Annotated in this window: 20 protein-coding genes; 14 read left to right on the forward strand and 6 right to left on the reverse strand. The window is 32.7% G+C overall.

Annotated elements, in window-relative coordinates; translation table 11 throughout:
* Positions 1 to 59: 59 nt before the first annotated feature.
* The 3 genes from ACVC08_RS16325 to ACVC08_RS16335 are packed head-to-tail and all read left to right on the forward strand — an operon-like array spanning position 60 to position 3,511.
* A complete protein-coding gene (locus tag ACVC08_RS16325; RefSeq protein WP_452602848.1) occupies positions 60 to 902 on the forward strand; it encodes a tetratricopeptide repeat protein in 843 nt (280 codons plus the stop codon).
* A 53-nt stretch (positions 903 to 955) separates the two neighbouring features.
* A complete protein-coding gene (locus tag ACVC08_RS16330; protein WP_452599113.1) occupies positions 956 to 2,731 on the forward strand; it encodes a BatD family protein in 1,776 nt (591 codons plus the stop codon).
* Positions 2,732 to 2,761: 30 nt separating this feature from the next.
* The gene (locus tag ACVC08_RS16335) at positions 2,762 to 3,511 is read left to right on the forward strand and encodes an SH3 domain-containing protein (protein ID WP_452602849.1); all 750 of its coding nucleotides are present in this window, start codon (positions 2,762 to 2,764) and stop codon (positions 3,509 to 3,511) included.
* On the opposite strand, the gene ACVC08_RS16340 is transcribed toward ACVC08_RS16335, so the two are convergent.
* The gene (locus ACVC08_RS16340) at positions 3,508 to 4,020 is read right to left on the reverse strand and encodes a CvpA family protein (RefSeq protein WP_452602850.1); all 513 of its coding nucleotides are present in this window, start codon (positions 4,018 to 4,020) and stop codon (positions 3,508 to 3,510) included. The genes ACVC08_RS16335 and ACVC08_RS16340 overlap by 4 nt on opposite strands.
* An 89-nt stretch (positions 4,021 to 4,109) precedes the next feature.
* Between ACVC08_RS16340 and ACVC08_RS16345 the strand changes: the two genes are divergently transcribed.
* From ACVC08_RS16345 to pheS, 3 genes are all read left to right on the forward strand, one after another.
* Positions 4,110 to 4,466, forward strand: coding sequence for a hypothetical protein (locus ACVC08_RS16345; protein WP_452599122.1), 357 nt, complete (start codon positions 4,110 to 4,112; stop codon positions 4,464 to 4,466).
* 54 nt (positions 4,467 to 4,520) lie between these two features.
* Positions 4,521 to 4,943 (forward strand): lipocalin family protein, encoded by a 423-nt coding sequence (locus ACVC08_RS16350; RefSeq protein ID WP_452602851.1) that lies wholly within the window; start codon positions 4,521 to 4,523, stop codon positions 4,941 to 4,943.
* Between the two features lie 131 nt (positions 4,944 to 5,074).
* Entirely contained in the window at positions 5,075 to 6,094 is a 1,020-nt protein-coding gene (pheS, locus tag ACVC08_RS16355) for a phenylalanine--tRNA ligase subunit alpha (RefSeq protein ID WP_452599124.1), read from the forward strand.
* Positions 6,095 to 6,166: 72 nt separating this feature from the next.
* Here the strand turns inward: pheS and ACVC08_RS16360 are convergent, their stop codons facing one another.
* Entirely contained in the window at positions 6,167 to 6,601 is a 435-nt protein-coding gene (locus ACVC08_RS16360; RefSeq protein WP_452602852.1) for a hypothetical protein, read from the reverse strand.
* A gap of 267 nt (positions 6,602 to 6,868) precedes the next feature.
* On the opposite strand from ACVC08_RS16360, the gene ACVC08_RS16365 reads away from it, so the two are divergent.
* Entirely contained in the window at positions 6,869 to 7,264 is a 396-nt protein-coding gene (locus ACVC08_RS16365) for a hypothetical protein (protein ID WP_452602853.1), read from the forward strand.
* Positions 7,265 to 7,334: 70 nt separating this feature from the next.
* Here ACVC08_RS16365 and ACVC08_RS16370 read toward each other — a convergent pair whose 3' ends face one another.
* Complete coding sequence (locus ACVC08_RS16370) at positions 7,335 to 8,588, reverse strand: PKD domain-containing protein (protein WP_452602854.1); 1,254 nt, start codon at positions 8,586 to 8,588, stop codon at positions 7,335 to 7,337.
* Between the two features lie 421 nt (positions 8,589 to 9,009).
* On the opposite strand from ACVC08_RS16370, the gene ACVC08_RS16375 reads away from it, so the two are divergent.
* A complete protein-coding gene (locus ACVC08_RS16375; protein WP_452602855.1) occupies positions 9,010 to 11,994 on the forward strand; it encodes a T9SS type A sorting domain-containing protein in 2,985 nt (994 codons plus the stop codon).
* Between the two features lie 26 nt (positions 11,995 to 12,020).
* Here the strand turns inward: ACVC08_RS16375 and ACVC08_RS16380 are convergent, their stop codons facing one another.
* Together ACVC08_RS16380 and purN are read right to left on the reverse strand one after the other, a co-directional pair.
* A complete protein-coding gene (locus ACVC08_RS16380; protein WP_452602856.1) occupies positions 12,021 to 12,659 on the reverse strand; it encodes a ribonuclease H1 domain-containing protein in 639 nt (212 codons plus the stop codon).
* Between the two features lie 154 nt (positions 12,660 to 12,813).
* A complete protein-coding gene (gene purN / locus ACVC08_RS16385; RefSeq protein ID WP_452602857.1) occupies positions 12,814 to 13,377 on the reverse strand; it encodes a phosphoribosylglycinamide formyltransferase in 564 nt (187 codons plus the stop codon).
* A gap of 183 nt (positions 13,378 to 13,560) precedes the next feature.
* Between purN and ACVC08_RS16390 the strand changes: the two genes are divergently transcribed.
* The 6 genes from ACVC08_RS16390 to ACVC08_RS16415 all read left to right on the forward strand — a co-directional run bounded on the left by ACVC08_RS16390 (position 13,561) and on the right by ACVC08_RS16415 (position 18,542).
* Positions 13,561 to 13,797, forward strand: a complete 237-nt coding sequence (locus ACVC08_RS16390) for an acyl carrier protein (protein ID WP_452599130.1) — start codon at positions 13,561 to 13,563, stop codon at positions 13,795 to 13,797.
* Positions 13,798 to 13,809: 12 nt separating this feature from the next.
* Entirely contained in the window at positions 13,810 to 15,060 is a 1,251-nt protein-coding gene (gene fabF, locus ACVC08_RS16395) for a beta-ketoacyl-ACP synthase II (RefSeq protein ID WP_452602858.1), read from the forward strand.
* A 7-nt stretch (positions 15,061 to 15,067) separates the two neighbouring features.
* Positions 15,068 to 15,808 carry a ribonuclease III gene (gene rnc / locus ACVC08_RS16400; protein ID WP_452599132.1) on the forward strand — a complete coding sequence of 247 codons (741 nt, stop codon included), beginning with the start codon at positions 15,068 to 15,070 and terminating at the stop codon, positions 15,806 to 15,808.
* Between the two features lie 133 nt (positions 15,809 to 15,941).
* Positions 15,942 to 16,430: an IPExxxVDY family protein gene (locus tag ACVC08_RS16405; RefSeq protein WP_452599133.1), complete on the forward strand. Its 489-nt coding sequence runs from the start codon at positions 15,942 to 15,944 to the stop codon at positions 16,428 to 16,430.
* The gene (gene pyk / locus ACVC08_RS16410) at positions 16,430 to 17,857 is read left to right on the forward strand and encodes a pyruvate kinase (protein WP_452602859.1); all 1,428 of its coding nucleotides are present in this window, start codon (positions 16,430 to 16,432) and stop codon (positions 17,855 to 17,857) included. Before ACVC08_RS16405 ends, pyk begins: the two co-directional genes overlap by 1 nt.
* Before the next feature lie 400 nt (positions 17,858 to 18,257).
* Positions 18,258 to 18,542 carry a hypothetical protein gene (locus ACVC08_RS16415; protein WP_452602860.1) on the forward strand — a complete coding sequence of 95 codons (285 nt, stop codon included), beginning with the start codon at positions 18,258 to 18,260 and terminating at the stop codon, positions 18,540 to 18,542.
* Between the two features lie 174 nt (positions 18,543 to 18,716).
* Here ACVC08_RS16415 and dinB read toward each other — a convergent pair whose 3' ends face one another.
* Positions 18,717 to 19,817 (reverse strand): DNA polymerase IV, encoded by a 1,101-nt coding sequence (dinB, locus tag ACVC08_RS16420; protein ID WP_452602861.1) that lies wholly within the window; start codon positions 19,815 to 19,817, stop codon positions 18,717 to 18,719.
* Positions 19,818 to 19,912 lie beyond the last annotated feature (95 nt).

A 19,912-nucleotide genomic window follows, 5' to 3' on the forward strand; every position in this document is an offset into this window, starting at 1 on the left:
AGAAAAAGAAAGATGATTTTATACCTTTAAAAGTCAGAAAAGCACGAAGTTAAAATAAAATGAAACAGATAATAATTTACATACTACTACTAACAACAGTATTTTCTTATGCTCAAGAAGAAGATAAAGCCTTAGAATTAGCTACAAAAAAAGCTAACGATTTAGTATACAAAGCAAATGATTTGGCTAGTAATGATGATTTTATTTCTGCAGAAATGGAATATCGTAAAGCCTTATCTCAAAAGCCAACAAGTGTCGCAGGCACATACAATTTAGCACACTCATATTACAAAGAAGGCAATTACGAAGAAGCCTTATACCGTAATAAACAAGCAGCAAAAAATGCAACAGACAAGGCCGAAAAACATAGAGCATATCATAATATAGGTAACATTTTAATGCAAAATAACGAATGTAAACAAGCTGTAGAAGCCTACAAAAATGCCTTAAGAAACGATCCTACCGACGATGAATCTAGATACAATTTAGGTCTTGCCAAAGAATGCGCAAAAAAACAAGAACAAGAGCAAGAACAAGACGACAAAGGAGACGATAAAAAAGATAAAAAAGAAGACGAGAATAAGGACGAAAAGGATAAGAAAGAAAAAGACAAGAAGGACGAAAATAAAGAAGATCAAAAAGATAAAGGCGATAAAGACAAAAAAGAAGGAGACGACCAAAAAGACGACAAAGGAAAGCCTAAAGATGAAAAAGACGATAAAGGAAAAGAAGGAGACGATAAGAAAGAACAACAAAAACCACAGCAACAACCTGGGCAATTATCGCAACAGCAAATTAAAAATTTGCTAGAAGCAATGAATAACCAAGAACAAAAGGTTCAAGAAAAAATGAATGCTAAAAAAGCAAAAGGAGTTAAAGTACAAACAGAAAAAGATTGGTAAAACAAATAGAAAACAACAATTTAAATTTTGTTAATCGTTGTTCATTAACCATTATGAAACAAATAAAGCACATAACGTTACTTCTATTAATACTTAGTACAAGTATACTTTCGGCTCAAATAAAATTTGAAGCAAAAGTAAGTAAGAAGAAATTAGGAATAAATGAGCGTTTACGCGTTGACTTCGAAATGAATAAAGACGGAGATAACTTTAACGCACCTAACTTCGACAACTTTAAAATTGTAGCTGGACCAAACCAATCGGTAAGCACCTCTTGGATTAACGGAAAACGATCCTATAAAAAAACATATAGTTTTTTCCTTGCACCACAAAAACGAGGAAACTTCACCATTAAACAGGCAACCATTGTAGTAGATGGGCAAACTTATAAAACATCCCCTATAAAAATTACTGTAACTAAAGCTGTAGACAAACCAAAAGATGGCAACAACGCCGATTATATTGCTTCAGAGAACATTCATCTAGTTGCAGACGTTTCCAATTATAACCCTTATTTAAACGAAGCAATAACTGTAGAATACAGACTGTATGTTTCACCAAATACAGGAGTAAGCAATTGGCGAGAAATAGACAACCCTAAATTTGATGATTTTTGGAGCCAGAATATAGATATAAAAGGACTTAAAATACTTAATGGTACCTACAAAGGAGAAGATTACCGTTATGTTGTACTACGTAAATCTGTATTATACCCTCAAAAAACAGGAAAATTAAGTATAGAGCCACTTAGCCTTGATATCACAGTAGACGTCCCTACCAATAGAAGAGACATCTTTGGAGGACGTTTAATGACACAAGTACACAAAACCGTATCTGCAGGTAATAGAACCATTAATGTAAAACCATTACCAGAAGCAGGAAAACCATTAGATTTTACAGGAGCTGTTGGAGAGTTTCAATTTAATTTATCCACCTCTAAAACAGAACTTAATGCAACAGAATCCTTACAAGCCAAAGTAGAAGTCTCTGGAAAAGGAAACTTAAAATTGTTTGAGCTTCCAAAACTAAACTTACCAAGCTCATTAGAAGTATACGAACCAGAACATCAAGAAGCTATAAAAACAAACACAAGTGGCATGCAAGGCCGTATAGCAGACAGTTATACAATTGTTCCACAATACAAAGGGAAGTACCCAATACCTAGCATCTCATTTTCGTATTTCGATATAAAAACAGAAACATACAAACGTCTTTCTACCAAAGAAACAGTTATAAATGTGTTAGAAGGCCCAACTTTTGGTAGCTCAGAAAACACAACTAGCACAAATAACGCTTCAGGGAAACAAGCTGTAGTACTTAGTAACGACCAATTTGCGTTTATAAAAACCAATGCAAATTTAGAACCAAAACAAAGTACAATTTTCTTTAAGTCTACCTCATTTTGGACAGCACTACTTCTTCCTTTTTTAGCCATACCTTTAGCTATAGTATTTAGAAAAAAGAAAGCAGAACGCGATGCCGATGTTGTTGGCAATAGATTAAGAAAAGCAGACCGTTTAGCAAAACGCTATTTAGGAGAAGCAAAAAAAGCACTAGGAAACAAAGAAAGCTTTTATATTGCTCTAGAAAAAGCATTACACAACTATTTAAAAGCTAAACTTAATATAGAAACTAGCGATTTTAGTAAGGATAGAATTAAAACATTATTATCTGAACGAAAAGTAGAAATTTCAGTTATTTCAGAATTTGACAGCCTTCTAGAAAGCTGCGAGCTGGCACGATATACGCCTTTTACTTCTGTAACCATGCAGCAAGATTACGATAAGGCAGCACAAACTATTAATAAAATAGACAAACAGATAAGATAAGTTTTATTAAGCATAAAGATTATAAAAGCAATGAAATCATTATTATACATATTACTTTTTCTTTTAAGCGGAAATATTTCTGCACAAGACAATACTGTTTTCGAGCAAGCAAATAAGCTATACAACGACGGTAAATATGCTGAAGCTTTAGATAAATATAACGCCATTTTAGAAGGCGACTCGCACTCTGCTGAACTCTATTTTAATATTGCTAATGCACACTATAAACTAAATCATATTGCACCTAGTATATATTACTACGAGAAAGCTGCAAAATTAGCACCAAACGATGCCGATATAAAAAATAATATGGCCTTTGCCAATAACATGAAAATTGACGCCATTGAAACCTTACCAGAAATTGGTATTAAAAAATTCATGAATAAAATAACTAATAGTTTCACTTTCGATGGTTGGGCTAAACTCTCTGTTGTTTTAGTCTTTGGCTTCGTTATTTTATTTCTGTTATATTACTTTACATACACTACTACTGCAAAACGATTATACTTTATAAGTAGTTTAGCTTCTATATTTTTAGCCTGTATTGCTTTAGCATTCACCTTTCACAACTACAACCTAGCACAAAAAGACAAGGCAGCTATTGTATTTGCGCAAGAAAGTCAAGTTAAAAGTGAACCAAATAATAGAAGTGATGAAGCCTTTGTATTACACGAAGGTACCAAAGTACAAATTTTAGATACGGTAAGCGACTGGAAAAAAATTAAAATTGCTGATGGAAAAACTGGCTGGATTCCGCAAAAGGATATTAAGGAACTTTAAATCTCTGTTTCCTCCTGTTCCTCTTCCCCATTATTAATAATACTAGGAAAAATCATAGGCGCTAACGACTTTACAGGCTTATAAAGAATAGAATCGTTAATATTTTCTTCGTCTATAAACGTAATGGTATTATTCATTTTATTAAAAACGATTAATACTACACTTAAAATCAATCCAATTTTAAGCATTCCAAAGACGCCACCAAGTAACTTATTTAAAATTCCTAAAGAAGCAAAATCGGCTAGCTTTGTCAATGCTTTACCAGCTAAAGCAATAACCACAATAATAATGACAAAGGTAATTGCAAATGCGGTTATATTTATAGTCTGCTCGCTCCATTCTGTTTTACTTTCTAGATAAGATGCTGCAAAATTACTAAAGTGTATAGCTCCATAAACCCCTCCTACTAAAGCGACCAAAGATGCAACCTCAACAAATAACCCTTTCATAAACCCACGAACCAAGCCAAACAATAAAAGTGCAGCTAAAACAATATCTATAACAGCCATAATATTATATTTAATGTGTAAATATAACTTAACTTTGCGATTATTATTTTTATAACAAAAAAATATTTCTACATATAGGAAAAATAAACATGTCCAGAGATCAAGAATTAAAAGAACGTTGGGAATTGGTAGTACAAAAACTATCTAACCAATTTGCAGATGGAGAAACTTTAGATTTAGATGCTATTATTTATTTAATAGGCGTGCAAGAATTAGGGCAATTAGAGCGTAAATTTAAAAAAGACCATAAGTTAGATTTAATGCATATTGCTATTTGCAAACTCTTAGAACCTTACGGCTATTACGAATTCGATTTTGTTGATAAAGAAGGCTGGCCACATTATAAAGTAAAAGAGCAATTACCACATTTAAAAGCTGGAGAGCAAAGTGTTTTAATGAAAGAAGCCATTGTAAACTATTTTTTAGAAATAGAATTCATTAATTAACATAATTTTGGCACATTGTTTGATGCGTTAAAAGAATCAAAAAACGAACAAACAATGAAAAAATTAATTTTACTTTTAAGTGTTTTTGTACTCACTTTTACATCTTGTAATAATGATGATGACTCTCTACCACCTCCTGCAGTAAACCCAATCGTTGGTACTTGGACCTATCACAAATCTTTTGAAAATAATGTAGAGCAAACATTAACAGATTGCGAAAAACAAGAAACTCTAATATTTAATGCCGATGGAAATTACATGTATACTTATTATGAGGTTATTTCTGGAACTTGCCAATTAGAAGAATCTACATCGGGCACTTGGACTAACGAACAAAATAGTATGTACACAATAACTGTTGGAAATGAATCTAGCACAGAACCTGTTACTTTTGAAAACAATACCTTCTTTATAATTGATACCGAAACCATACAAGGAGAAACGATAACTTATAAAGAAGTATACATAAAACAGTAATAACTTATAGCTATTAAATCAATTTAACACCTTCACTAATCAGAAGGTGTTTTTTTATACGAGATATTTAAAATAGCAAACGGTATTATACATAAAATCACTAAATTTGCCATCATTTTATAATGACCATCATGATAGACAGGATAAAAGAACTTATCGCAGAAGCAGAAGCATTTAAAGCACAATCTAAAGAAGAGGTTGAAGCGTTCCGTATAAAATACTTAGGTAAAAAAGGGTTGCTAAACGATTATTTTGCTGAGTTTAAGAATGTAGCAAACGAACAGAAAAAGGAGTTTGGCCAAACTATTAACAAGCTTAAAAAAACAGCCGAAGAAAAAGTCGCAGCTTTAAAGAACGAATTGGAAGCTAATGAGGAAGAAAAAGGGCTTTTTGGCGACTTATCTCGTCCAGGAGAACCTATTGCTTTAGGCGCACGCCACCCAATATCGTTAGTAAAAAACCAAATTACAGATATATTTTCGCGTATAGGTTTTAATGTAAGTGAAGGTCCAGAAATTGAAGACGACTGGCATAACTTTACCGCATTAAACTTGCCAGAATACCACCCAGCGAGAGATATGCAGGATACGTTTTTTATTCAAACAAATCCAGATATTTTATTACGCACCCACACTAGTTCTGTACAAGTACGTTATATGGAGAATAATCAACCACCTATTCGTACTATATCTCCTGGTAGAGTATATAGAAACGAGGCTATTTCAGCACGTTCGCACTGTTTTTTCCATCAAGTAGAAGGTTTATATATAGATAAAGATGTAAGCTTTGCAGATTTAAAGCAAACATTACAATACTTTACAACCGAGTTATTTGGGAAATCTAAAATTAGATTACGTCCGTCGTATTTCCCGTTTACAGAACCAAGTGCAGAAATAGATGTGTACTGGGGACTAGAAACCGAAACCGATTATAAAATTACTAAAGGAACTGGATGGCTAGAAATTGGAGGTTGCGGAATGGTAGACCCTAACGTTTTAGAAAACTGCAAAATAGACTCTACCGAATATTCAGGGTTTGCTTTTGGTGTTGGTATAGATCGTATTGCGATGCTATTACACCAAATAAGCGATATTCGTTTGTTAAGCGAAAACGATGTACGTTTCTTAGAACAATTTAAGAGTGCTTTGTAGAATTACAAATTAATATAAAAACTAAAGCCAAATGTGATTATTACATTTGGCTTTTACTTTTTTTCTTGTTTATTAAACTATAAAAAATCTCATAAATTCACTTATTTCATATGCCACAAAAAGAGTTACAATAGACAATTCTTTGATCATCCTTTTTTTCTTTACAAGTCTTAAAAAACAACACGCTATTGGTATTATCATTAACAGTTGTATTAGGCTTGTATATGGATAATGTTGTATTTTAAAGAAAAAGGAAACAAAAGCAGCTAAACCAATTACTAGATTCAACCAGTTTTTGTGCAATACACTATAGATAGAGTATATAAAGCTCAAAACTCCAAAACTTACAAACGCTATATTTATTAACGCATTAATTTCCGAAAAAGGCAAAATAAGGCTTAGTAGTAAAGCGACTAAAACACCTTTTAAAAAATTGGGTTTTGTTTTTTTATAAAGAAGAATTCCAACACAAATTCCAATGATGATTATAATTCTTAATTCTTCCATATTAATTCAATTAACTCTATGCTATTTCATATATTTCTATTTATCTAAAGCATAATTACTAAAAAGGTATTTTCTATTTCTTCTAATTAACATCATCAAAACAAGTAATTATACTTACTTATTTTTATCTTTTGAAGATTAACTCATATTTGTAATAAAAACCAACCAAATGTTATAACATATAATCAATAGAAAATAACTTCTTCTTATTTTTGCACAACCAAAGTATTAATTTAAAATCAGATTTCTGCCTACGCAGGAAATATTATGAAAAAAGATATCGATATCCCAAAAGTAGAAGATGTATACATTGCAGTAGTTAATGAGTATAACGACATTTATAAAACGCAAGATTGGAATGCTTACATTATAAATGATAAAACAGAGGATTTAGATATTATTATAATAGTTACCAATGGGTATTCTGAAGATAAAATTACGTCAACATTTCGTAAAAAACTAGACAAGCTTCCTGCTAAAAGCTATGCAAAAATAGAATTAATGCAAGAAGAATTATTTGCGCTTAATAACCAGTTTAAAGTGTCTTTTTTTCAAGGCAATAAAATGTTTGATAAAACATACTTATTTAGAAAAAACACTATTAATTTAAAAGCTTTACAACCCATTCCTTTAATGGAAGCGAGAGGTGTTTTGGTAAAATAATATGCCTGTTATATACCATACTCTAAATTAAACAGATATTTAAAGAGCACTTAAGAAAAAAATAGACAACTTAATCCTTTAAAATTTTTGTTGTAAAAAACCCATCTCTTGCCGAAATATTTAACAAATACAACCCAGAACTTAAAGCAGACATATCTACAACCGTAGTTTCCGTTGTAATTGCATCTTTTTTTAATACTAGCTTCCCCGTTATATCATGAAGAGCAATACCAACAGGTCCTTTAATAAAATTAATATATAATTTATTTTTTACAGGGTTAGGAGATAAAGAAATAGATTGTATCAAATTAAATTCTGGTGTGCTTAAATTATCTATTAAAACCGATTGCGAAGAAGTACTTGTCTCCCCACATTTAGTAACAGTTAGTGAAACTACATAATCTCCATTTGCTAAATAAGCATGTGTTGGATTAGATTCTGTAGAAGTATTACCATCTCCAAAATCCCACAAATAACTATCTAAATTACCTACAGAGTTAAAAGAGACTTCTCCATTAACTATTGTTGGCGTAAAACTAGAATTGGCAGGGTTTACAGTAAAATCCCAATCTGAAATAACATCGTAGATAATCGTTTTTGTAGCCAATTTTATTGTAGAAGTTACAGTTTCAGATAAACTAGAATTCCAAGTAATTAAAGTAGGGTCTAGTTTATATATCATAGTATAAAAAGCAGTAGCAGCAGCATACGTCCCAGTTAAAGATGGATGAGATCCATCTCCAGCATATAAGTCTATTTCGGGGTGATTTTCCCTTAAATAACGCCAAACAGCACCAACTGGAGATACCTCAGCAAGATTATTATTTGCCATAAATGTATAAGTTGTTCTAATAGCGTCATCCATGCCTTGATAAGTACACACCCAAGGGTAAGTTGCACAATTATTAGCATCTCCATTTTCGCGTCCCCATGTCATATAAAACATAGGCTCAGAACATACGTTGTTAGCTCTAATAGCATTACAAAGGGTAGTAGCGTGAGGATATACATCTGTTTCCATTTGTTCCTCATTTAAAGATGTTTCTTGACTTTGCGCTTGTAACACTACATAATCCCAATCATTAGAGTTAATTTTATTTAAACTGGTGGCATTAACAACATGATTTAAAAAACGGTGCCCACCAGGTGTATTAGAATCGTACTCTAGAACATTCCCTGTACTATTAGCCATATTACTTACCATTAAAGGTAAATTATTAGATGCTGTATAACTATTTCCTAAAAAAAGAACCTTCTTAGAATCTTGCCCATGTAGTAATAACGAAAAAAAAGTAAAAAGAATAAAAGGTAAGTAATGTTTCATTTTTAGTAATCTAAAATAGTTATACAAAGTTAACGTGCTGTTTTTATAAAACAACTTAAAAGCTTAGTTCCCTAATTACATCATTTTAACTCTTACAATATATTAATCCCCAATAGTCAAAAAAAGTATAAAAAACCTTAGACATATTGCACAATTAAGAATGTACTTGTACACTTAAACGATAAATATGCATCTGTCGTTCATTTTTTCAAATAAACTAGACTCGATTCAAATGGTTTTAGCTGTAAAAAAAACACCTAAACCCCTAAAAATAAAGCAAAAGAATAAAAAATTACCAAACAACAAAATTACACTTTATCGTCATTTTATGTCTTTTAACCGAAATTAACCATGATTTCGTCTTTTTTATAAAAAGAAAGACAACACAATTCTTTTATTTTGATGTAAATACTTACAAATTATGTATAAAACCTCTCAAATATTAATATTCGTTTTCCTATTATTTAACTTTAATAGCTTTTCTCAAACGGGGCCTGGTGGTGTAGGAAATACAGACGGAACTTCCGATTTAATTCTATGGTTTAAAACAGATAACGGTTTAACTACTTCTGGATCTAATGTATCATCATGGGAGAATTCTGCTGGTTATTCAGAATTTAACCTAACGCCTTCAAGTGGTACAGCACCAACAATAGTTTCTAATGCTGTTAATGGTTATGACGAAGTACTATTTAATGCTCAAGCTTTTTTGTACACAGGTTTAAACCTAACAACAAGTAATTTTGTAACTAATGAAGCATCAACATTTACAGTAACACAATTAGTTTCTAAAACAAGTTCTAATACATATGGTACTTATCCTTTAAATGCCAATCGTTTTAATGCTCATATACCATGGAGCAATAATCAAGCATATTTCGATATAGGACAATGTTGCGGATCGTCAGCTAGAGTTAACATAACACAATCATTAAGTAGTTACTACAACTATTCTGTATGGACCTATGGTGCTAATGCAGCTTCAGGAAAACAAATGTATAGAAATGGAAACTTATTAGTAAGTAGAAACGGCACCTCTACATTTAATAGACATAGTACAAGTAGGTTTCAAATTGGTCAAAATTATAAAGGAAAAATCCCAGAAATAGTTATCTATAAATCTAAAGTAAATACTGCCCAGCGCATTATTGTAGATAATTACCTTTCTGCCAAGTACGGATTATCTTTATCCTCTAACGATTTATATACTCAAGATAATTCTGGTAATGGAGATTACGATCATAAAGTAGCTGGTATAGGTCAAGCATCAGATGGCACTAACCATACAGATTCTAGAGGAACAGGAATTGTACGTATTAACACACCATCTGCACCATCTAATGGAGCATATTTATTTTGGGGAGAGAATGTTAAAGACGCAAATTATGAATTTTCAACAGACCCTGTTAGTTATACAGAGCAATTAAGCTCTAAATGGAGAGTATCTAAAATAAACGATTTAGGAACCGTAACAGTTAGTTTTGACATCTCTGCAATAGATCTCTCTGAAAAACAAGATTGTCAACCTTTACAATTAATAGTAGATAGCAATAGCAACTTCTCTACAGCAGTTGGCTATAACCTCACAATAACAGGCAATACAGCAACAGCTACTAATGTTTCATTTAACGATAACGATTATTTTACATTACAATTTTTAGATGAAATTACATGGGATGGAGCTACATTTTTTAATGGATCTGGTACAGCAAATGCACCAAATGATACTAACGAATGTTTAAAATTAACTGTAAAAGCAGGAGCTACAGCTATATTAACAGCAAACGCACACGTAAGAGAAATTGAAGTAGAACCTGGAGCTACACTAGAAGTAGAAAATGGTATTTTATTAGAAGTAGAAAATCAAGTAGTAATAAATGGTACAATAGACCTTCAAAAAGAAGCTCAACTAATTCAAAACCATACAGGATTAAGTGCAAACTCTGGTAGTGGAGAATTAAAAATAAGCCAACAAGGTTCTCTAAACTTATATAACTATAACTACTGGAGTTCTCCAGTAAATAGAAGCGGTACATGGAAAATTAAATATTTAGAAGAAACCAACGGCGTTGTAAATTTTGCATTTCAAAATGATGCAGACCCAACAACAAGCCCTATAACACTTAGTAGCAAATGGTTATATGGTTTTAATGCAGTTCAAGGCAATTATTATGGTTGGAATTATTTAGGTATAGAAACAGATATCTTACCAGGAATTGGTTATTCTATGAAAGGGTCTGGTAGAACCCCCACACCTTCAATGTCTTTATTAGAAGAAAACTACTTTTTTAAAGGCATTCCTAATAACGGAGATTACTCTTACACAGTTACAGCAGGGAATAACTTCTTAGTAGGAAACCCATACCCTTCTGCATTAAATGCTATACAATTTATTAACGATAATTTATCTGCTATAGATGGAACCCTCTATTTCTGGGAACAGTTTGAAACAAACGATACACACATCACAGCAGATTATCAAGACGGGTATGCTACCTTAAATTTAATGATGGGTATTAGCGCAGTAGCTGCACCAGATACTAATGGAGGAACATCATCTAAAGGAGCCCCAAAAACAAACATTCCAGTTGGTCAAGGCTTTTTTGTAAATGTAGATAATGGAGGGACTTTAGTCTTTAAAAACTCGCAACGTATTTTTGCAAGAGAATCTTTATCTGAGTCAACATTCTTTAAAACAGGTACTTCAGTTAGTACTAATACAGATAATCGTACAAAGTTATGGCTAACCTTCACAGACGCCATGGATAGAGAAAGAGAATTAGGTTTAGGCTACGACTCTAATGCTACTAGCGGTTACGATAGAGGTTATGATGCTATAGATTACAGTACTATTCCAGATAACATATCTTGGGCCATTACAGATTATAAATTATCTATACAAGGGCTACAATCATTAAGTATAGAAGATGAAATGCCACTATTTACAAAAATAGAATCTCCAGGAATTTATACATTATCTTTAAAAGACACTGCAAATTTCCCTGAAGACCTTCCTATCTATTTAAAAGACAATTTAAATAGTACATACTATAACCTAAAAGAAGCTCCAGTATCCTTGTTTTTTGAAACAGGAGAAAGCGATACAAGATATTCTATAGTATACAAACAAGAGGAAACTTTAAGCGTAGACGAAAATACGCTTACTAATAGTGCTTTTTCGGTTACTTATAATAACCAATCACAGCAATTAACTCTTAATAATTATAAGGAGTTAGGTGCTATTAAAAACTTAAATATTTACAATTTATTAGGGCAAAAGATAATATCGTTAAATACATTAGAAAGTAACACAATTACATTATCTCAATTATCTAATGCAGTTTACATAGTAGAAATTATAGAAAAAGACAATGGTAGATTTACTCGAAAATTTATTAAAGATTAATAAATGATTAGTTGATATTGGAGGCGTTATTTCCTGCCAAAATCGGCAGGAATTTCCCCCCAAGCTTTTGTTTCCCATTTAACAATAGTAGTTGTATAGGTATTATTTTTAAGCCAAAGTTCTGCACGATCTACTAAATCGTACACTGGTTTATTTTTAGCATTGCGTTCTAATTTAGAGTTACATTTCTTTTTACGCACCCAACTCATAGCTGTTTTAGAATCTGTATATATAATACGATCACTTTTATGCTTTTTAAGAAAGCTTAACCCGTGTACTAAAGCTAAAAACTCACCTATATTATTAGTTCCTTGCTCAAAAGGTCCTTGTATAAACAACTGTTTCTTACTTTTAGTATCTACACCACGATACTCCATAATACCAGGGTTTCCACTAGAAGCAGCATCAACTGAAATAGAATTATAATTTGGCTGTCCTATTTTTTTTAATTCAGCAGCACTTAATCCACTTTTAAAGGTTTTATTCTTTCCTATATAATCAAAATAATTACCCTCTAAAGCCTTTTTGGCAGCATCTAAAGAATCGAAAGATTTATACTGTGCGCCTTGAAAATCTTTAATCTGCTTTTTACAGTCTTTCCAAGTTTCAAAAACACCAGTTTTATGTCCTTTCCAAACGGTATAATATTTTTTCTTTTTAGACATTCTTCGTCATTTCCGCGAAGGCGGTAATCTTTTTTATATAATACTTAACTTTTCTTATATGAGATTTTCTACTTAACTAATTTCTCTTAAAACACTAGCCAATCTATCAAAATCAACATGAGTACAAATTTTAATCTTTTACATAAATAATTAACTATTCAAGTAATTCCTCAACTACCTTCGGAAAGTACTCCATTTCTAATTCATGAATCTTTTTAGCGACATCCTCAGCAGAATCCTCAGGTAAAACCTTACATTTTGCCTGAAAAATGATTGCACCTTCGTCGTAATGCTCATTTACATAGTGAATTGTTATGCCCGTTTCAGTTTCTTTTTGGTTAACTACGGCCTCATGAACATACATACCGTACATACCTTTTCCTCCAAATTTTGGTAACAATGCGGGGTGTACATTTATCACTTTATTTGGAAATTCGTTAATAATATGCTCTGGAAATTTCCATAAAAACCCAGCAAGAACAATTAAATCTGGCTGAGCTAACTTTAAAATATTAAGTACATCATCTGTACCCGTAAAAGCTGTTCTATTAAAAGACAATGCACTAACTTTCAGTTTTTTACACCTATCCAACACTTTGGCATGAGGATTGTTAGTAAGAACTTGAATGACAGAAGCATTATCTCTGTTGTGAAAAAACTTAATTAAATTTTCAGCATTAGTTCCACCTCCGGAAGCAAAAATTACAATACGTTTCATTTTACAGACTATAATGTTAAAATTCTTCGAACAAAAAAAAGAATAATTATTAACAATTATGGGGTAAAAGCCAATAACTTGAACTTTATTTATTAAATTCGAAACACATTTTCACAGTAAACTGTTGTTTTAAAATAAAGTTTTTTATTTTTGCGTCTTAATTAAAACTAAAAAATTAAAATTATGTCAGACATTGCATCAAGAGTAAAAGCGATAATCGTAGACAAATTAGGAGTTGATGAAAACGAAGTTGTTACAGAAGCAAGCTTCACAAACGACTTAGGAGCAGATTCATTAGATACTGTTGAGTTAATTATGGAATTCGAAAAAGAATTCGATATTCAAATTCCAGATGACCAAGCAGAAAACATTGCAACAGTAGGTCAAGCAGTTTCTTATATTGACACTGCAAAAAAATAAGCACTAAAATTTATGGAACTTAAGCGAGTTGTAGTTACAGGACTAGGAGCACTTACGCCAATTGGAAACACCAAGGATGAATACTGGGATGCTCTAATTAATGGAAAAAGTGGCGCTGCGCCTATAACTTATTTTGATACTGAAAAGTTCAAAACAAAATTCGCTTGTGAGTTAAAAAACTTTAACGTGAACGACTTTATACACAGAAAGGAGTCACGTAGAATGGACAGGTTTACGCAGTACGCAATGGTCGCATCCGATGAGGCTATTGCGGACTCAAACCTAAATTTAGATACCGTTAACAAACTACGTGTTGGCGTTATCTGGGGAGCAGGAATTGGAGGTCTAGAAACATTTCAAAACGAAGTATTAAACTTTGCAGAAGGAGATGGAAGCCCTAGATTTAATCCTTTCTTTATTCCAAAAATGATTGCAGATATCGCTCCAGGAAACATTTCTATAAAAAATGGCTTCATGGGACCTAACTATACTACCGTATCTGCATGTGCCTCTTCTGCAAACGCCATGATAGATGCCTTAAACTATATTCGTTTAGGACATTGTGATGTTATTGTAACAGGAGGTAGTGAAGCTGCCGTTACTATTGCAGGAATGGGAGGATTTAATGCCATGCATGCTTTATCTACAAGAAATGAAAGTCCAGAAACAGCCTCAAGACCTTTTGATGGAACTAGAGATGGTTTTGTATTAGGAGAAGGTGCTGGAGCAATTATCTTAGAAGAATACGAACACGCTAAGGCAAGAGGCGCTAAAATTTATGCAGAAGTTGTAGGTGGAGGCTTATCATCAGATGCGCACCATATGACAGCACCACACCCAGAAGGAATTGGAGTTGTTGCAGTAATGCAAAACTGTTTGCAAAACGCAGGTTTAAAACCAGAAGATGTAGACCACATTAATACACATGGTACTTCTACGCCTTTAGGAGACGTTGCAGAACTAAAAGCAATCTCTCAAGTCTTTGGTGAACATGCCAAGAACTTAAATATTAATTCTACGAAGTCTATGACAGGGCATTTGTTGGGAGCAGCTGGAGCTATAGAGTCTATAGCCTCAATATTAGCTATAGAACATGGTATAGTACCACCAACAATTAACCACACAACTGTAGACGAAAACATAGACCAAGAATTAAATTTAACCTTAAACAAAGCACAAAAAAGAGACGTTAAAGTCGCCATGAGTAATACTTTTGGATTTGGTGGGCATAACGCTTGTGTATTATTCAAAAAATTAGACTAAATCTCGAATGAAACGCATTCGAAACATATTCGGTTCTCGTTCTAAAGAAAACGAGGGCTTTTTTATGGCCATATCTAAAATTTTAGGGTTTAAACCTAAAAATTTAAAACACTTCGAGACTGCGTTTACCCATCGTTCTATGAATATAAAAAACAGTCAAGGACACACTGTTAATTATGAACGATTAGAGTTTTTAGGAGATGCTATGCTTAGCGCTGTAATAGCAAACCATTTATATCTAGAAGTCCCTAGCGGAGACGAAGGTTACTTAACAAAAATGCGCTCTAAAGTAGTAAGTAGAGAACACTTAAACGAGTTAGGTCGTGGGTTAGGACTTATAAACTTAGTACAAAGTAAAATACCAAAAGGACAATTTGGAGACAACATACATGGTAATTTATTTGAAGCTTTAGTAGGCGCTATTTACCTAGACAGAGACTATAAATACTGCGAAAAGTTTATTTACAAACAGGTTATTATACCCTATGTAGATATCGAAAAACTCGAAGGAAAAGTAATAAGCTATAAAAGTTTATTAATAGAATGGTGCCAAAAAGAAAAGAAAACCTTTAACTATAATGTTTATGAAGATACAGGAAACGATAACACACGTCATTTCTCTGTAAAACTCTCTATAAACGATAAAATTGTATCTAAAGCAAGAGCCACTTCTAAAAAGAAAGCAGAAGAAAAAGCTTCTAAACGAGCCTTTTTTGTCTTTCAAAATCAGATCTCTAAAACACTTTAAATATAAAATAGGTAATAACCAACATGCCTATAAAAAACCTAACAATACTATAACGTTTGCGTAACTATTTCGTACAAAAATGTGCAATAATAAAGGTTTTATATGCTATATTTACAATTAATTTTAGCAATAAATGGCCATTCATAAACTTGTTTTAGATGACTTTTTAGAAACAGAAGTATATACTTTAATAGGTATACATTGCACTATAGAAGACTATAGATTAGCATATCTTTTAAATAAGGCTTTACAAATAAACCTAACCAGAAAACCAAAAGATCTAGACAACTGTAACCTAAAAACTACCTATTCTATTTTTGAGTGGGAAAGCCCATCGCAGTTAGCCACATGGAATTTAGTATCAAATAGTTGTAAGGTAAAAAGTAATCCAGACACCAATACAGTAAACTCGCTATTTAATGCGCAACAAACCAGTACTAAAGTATACTATTTAGTACCAGAATATAAAAAAGTAAACTATATACTAAAAATAGAAAATGAGTTAAATAGTAATAGACAAAAACTTATTTTAGACAAAATACTAAACATACCGCAAGTTGTTACAGCATATAGTATAGATGCAGAACAATTAAAAGCAAAAGACAATTTAATATTTAACTAATGTTAAACAGAAAAAAAACCAAAATAGTAGCAACCTTAGGCCCAGCAACAAGTACAAAAAAAGTATTAAAAGCAATGCTTGAAGAAGGCGCTAATGTATTTAGAATTAATTTCTCTCATGCCGATTATACCGATGTTAAAGAACGTGTACAGATGATTCGTGAATTAAATGACGAATTTGGTTATAACGCTTCTATTTTAGCCGATCTACAAGGCCCTAAACTACGTGTTGGGGTTATGAAAGGAGAAATTATTGTAAATCCAGGAGACGAAATTGTTTTTGCAACAGGAAAACGATTCGAAGGCACAAAAAAGCGTGTCTACATGACCTACGACAACTTCCCTCAAGATGCAAAACCAGGAGAGCGCATACTTTTAGACGATGGTAAACTCATTTTCGAAGTCCTTTCAACAGACAAAAAAAGCGAAGTAAAAGCCAAAGTAATACAAGGCGGACCATTAAAATCTAAAAAAGGTGTAAACCTCCCAAACACCAACATATCTCAACCCGCATTAACCGAGAAAGATATAGAAGATGCAAAATTTGCATGCCAACTACAAGTAGATTGGATAGCATTATCCTTTGTGCGCCACGCAGAAGATTTAATGGTATTACAAGAACTAATAAAAGAAAACAGCGAACATAAAATTCCTATAATTGCAAAAATTGAAAAACCAGAAGGCGTCGCTAACATCGATAAAATTGTAGCCTATTGCGATGGCTTAATGGTAGCCCGAGGAGATTTAGGAGTAGAAATACCAGCAGAAGAAGTACCACTAGTACAAAAAAAGCTAGTACTACGTGCAAAAAAAGCAAGAATACCTGTAATTATTGCTACGCAAATGATGGAAACTATGATAAATAGTTTAACCCCAACACGAGCAGAAGTAAACGATGTTGCTAATTCTGTAATGGATGGAGCCGATGCCGTAATGCTATCTGGCGAAACCAGTGTTGGCCAATACCCAGTACAAGTAATAAAACAAATGGCAAGCATAATACGAAGTGTAGAAGACTCTAGCCTAATACAAGTACCACAAGAGCCACCACACATACGTACTAAGCGTTACATAACAAAATCTATATGCTATCATGCAGCACATATGGCCAATGAAATAGATGCAAAAGGCATCTCTACACTAACCAATAGTGGTTACACAGCCTTTCAAATATCGGCATGGAGACCAAAAGCACACATATTAGTATTTACATCCAATAAACGTATACTAACACAACTAAACCTATTATGGGGCGTAAAAGCCTTCTTCTACGATAAGTTTGTAAGTACAGACGAAACCATAGAAGACGTAAACCAAATAGCACAAGACAAAGGCTATCTAGAAAAAGGAGACATGTTAGTAAGCCTAGCAGCAATGCCAATACAAGAGAAAGGCATGGTAAACACACTTAGAGTAACAGAAATATAGAAAACAAAAAGAATCTATAGTAATCTGTTTGCAGTACTTACTCGAAACTCTATAAATAATAATACATAGGGCGTTACCCAAGGGTCGCGCTTTCATTACTCGCTCTCTGCGAGGAGCTCAAACAAATCATTCAATCGCTAACGCGAGGACAGTAATTTATAAAAAACCAGTTATAACACTATAGCTGGTTTTCTTATTACACACAAAACCCATAAAATATATTTTACACAATTATTTAAATAAAGACTACAATAAAAAAGAATACAACCATTCCCCATTGTAGGGTTTTTCACCCCAAAACTGTTAAATAAGTAATAATATTATTATAATTAACAATTTTAGTGTAATTATTAATAATAAAAACCCACTAAAACTTATATTAATAAAAACCCTAGACATTATGTTAAGTACACAAATAGAAACTATAGAAAAAGAACAAATAAAATATTTAAAATTCCCTAAAGAAGAAGTATTAACTACCAAAACCGAACAAAACGAACGCTGCATAACACTAAAACGCGCTATGGCCTTAGGCAATTTAGAACGCGGTAAAGTAGGTATTTTATTTATGGATAACGATGGCTTTAAAAAAGTAGAAACAACCGTTTGGGGCGTAACAGATAAATCTGTAATACTAAAAGAATCTACAGTAATCCCTTTAAAACGTATTTTGTGGGTATCCTAGTTACTACCAAAATACTTTAATTAATACTAACAACGACCAACCCCTTTATTTTGTCAAGAAAAACAATGCTTAAAAGATTAACCTCTATACTTTTTGGCATCACCATATTGTTTTTACTCTGTATTATAAAAGCATTATTTAATACAAATAGCATGTAAACGCTAAGGTCTATTATTAAAACTCAAACTTTAATTGCACAGTAACCGCTTTAGGCTTTTCTTTTTTAACCACTTTCTCAGTATTTAAATTCGATAACGAAATCCCTAATAAGCGTACAGAATTATTCAACGTATCCTGGTAGAGTAAATCTTTGGCCGTTTCTAAAATTAAGGCCTTATCGCTAATAAAATATGGCAATGTTTTACTGCGCGTTTGCAAGGTAAAATCACTATACTTAATTTTTAAAGTTACCGTTTTACCGGCCACTTTACTTTTACTTAAACGCCTAGCAACCTCATCGGCAATATGGTCTAGTTTTTCTAGCATAAAAACCTCTGACGACAAATTCTCATTAAACGTACGCTCTGCAGCTAACGATTTTCGTATACGATTGGGTTTTACCTCACTATGCTGTATGCCTCGAACTATATAATAATAGTACTTGCCCGATTTCCCAAAATTGGTTTCTAAAAATTCTATAGATTTCGATTTTAAATCGGCACCTGTAAAGATGCCTTTTTGGTACATTTTTTCGGCAGTAACCTTACCAATACCGTAAAATTTTCTAATATCTAAAGCCTCTAAAAAGTCTAATACTTCTTCAGGGTTAACTGTTTTTTGTCCGTTGGGTTTGTTATAATCGCTTGCTACTTTAGCAATAAATTTATTTATAGAAATCCCTGCCGATGCCGTTAAACCTACTTCATTAAAAATACGGGTGCGTATCTCTTCGGCAAGCATAGAAGCACTTGGGTTTCCCTTTTTGTTTTCGGTAACATCTAAATAGGCTTCATCTAGAGATAAAGGCTCTACCAAATCTGTATACTCATGGAAAATAGCACGTATTTTTTTAGAAATCTCATTATAACGATCATACCGTGGGCGTACAAAAATTAAATCTGGACATAAACGTCTTGCCTTAACACCGCTCATAGCACTACGTACACCATATTTACGCGCTTCGTAACTAGCAGCACTCACCACACCACGTTGGCTACTGCCACCAACAGCCAACGGTTTACCCTTAAGCTCAGGATTATCCATTACTTCTACAGACGCATAAAAGGCATCCATATCTACATGAATAATTTTTCTAATTGGTAAATCGCTTTGCATGGTGTAAATTTATAACATTAAAGTAAAAAGCTCTAGGTTTTTAACGCTAACTAAAGTTGGTGCTTACTTTATAACTTGCTATAACACTATAGCAA

The organism is Pontimicrobium sp. MEBiC06410, from assembly GCF_053601615.1.

Bases quoted from the DNA above. Each gene is read 5' to 3' on its own strand.
- ACVC08_RS16340 (WP_452602850.1), bottom strand. From the start codon at position 4,020: ATGGCTGTTATAGATATTGTTTTAGCTGCACTTTTATTGTTTGGCTTG.
- rnc (WP_452599132.1), top strand. From the start codon at position 15,068: ATGAAACGCATTCGAAACATATTCGGTTCTCGTTCTAAAGAAAACGAG.
- ACVC08_RS16375 (WP_452602855.1), top strand. From the start codon at position 9,010: ATGTATAAAACCTCTCAAATATTAATATTCGTTTTCCTATTATTTAAC.
- ACVC08_RS16370 (WP_452602854.1), bottom strand. From the start codon at position 8,588: ATGAAACATTACTTACCTTTTATTCTTTTTACTTTTTTTTCGTTATTA.
- ACVC08_RS16365 (WP_452602853.1), top strand. From the start codon at position 6,869: ATGAAAAAAGATATCGATATCCCAAAAGTAGAAGATGTATACATTGCA.
- fabF (WP_452602858.1), top strand. From the start codon at position 13,810: ATGGAACTTAAGCGAGTTGTAGTTACAGGACTAGGAGCACTTACGCCA.
- ACVC08_RS16345 (WP_452599122.1), top strand. From the start codon at position 4,110: ATGTCCAGAGATCAAGAATTAAAAGAACGTTGGGAATTGGTAGTACAA.
- ACVC08_RS16390 (WP_452599130.1), top strand. From the start codon at position 13,561: ATGTCAGACATTGCATCAAGAGTAAAAGCGATAATCGTAGACAAATTA.
- ACVC08_RS16335 (WP_452602849.1), top strand. From the start codon at position 2,762: ATGAAATCATTATTATACATATTACTTTTTCTTTTAAGCGGAAATATT.
- ACVC08_RS16380 (WP_452602856.1), bottom strand. From the start codon at position 12,659: ATGTCTAAAAAGAAAAAATATTATACCGTTTGGAAAGGACATAAAACT.
- ACVC08_RS16325 (WP_452602848.1), top strand. From the start codon at position 60: ATGAAACAGATAATAATTTACATACTACTACTAACAACAGTATTTTCT.
- ACVC08_RS16330 (WP_452599113.1), top strand. From the start codon at position 956: ATGAAACAAATAAAGCACATAACGTTACTTCTATTAATACTTAGTACA.
- ACVC08_RS16405 (WP_452599133.1), top strand. From the start codon at position 15,942: ATGGCCATTCATAAACTTGTTTTAGATGACTTTTTAGAAACAGAAGTA.
- ACVC08_RS16360 (WP_452602852.1), bottom strand. From the start codon at position 6,601: ATGGAAGAATTAAGAATTATAATCATCATTGGAATTTGTGTTGGAATT.
- pheS (WP_452599124.1), top strand. From the start codon at position 5,075: ATGATAGACAGGATAAAAGAACTTATCGCAGAAGCAGAAGCATTTAAA.
- ACVC08_RS16350 (WP_452602851.1), top strand. From the start codon at position 4,521: ATGAAAAAATTAATTTTACTTTTAAGTGTTTTTGTACTCACTTTTACA.
- dinB (WP_452602861.1), bottom strand. From the start codon at position 19,817: ATGCAAAGCGATTTACCAATTAGAAAAATTATTCATGTAGATATGGAT.
- purN (WP_452602857.1), bottom strand. From the start codon at position 13,377: ATGAAACGTATTGTAATTTTTGCTTCCGGAGGTGGAACTAATGCTGAA.
- ACVC08_RS16415 (WP_452602860.1), top strand. From the start codon at position 18,258: ATGTTAAGTACACAAATAGAAACTATAGAAAAAGAACAAATAAAATAT.
- pyk (WP_452602859.1), top strand. From the start codon at position 16,430: ATGTTAAACAGAAAAAAAACCAAAATAGTAGCAACCTTAGGCCCAGCA.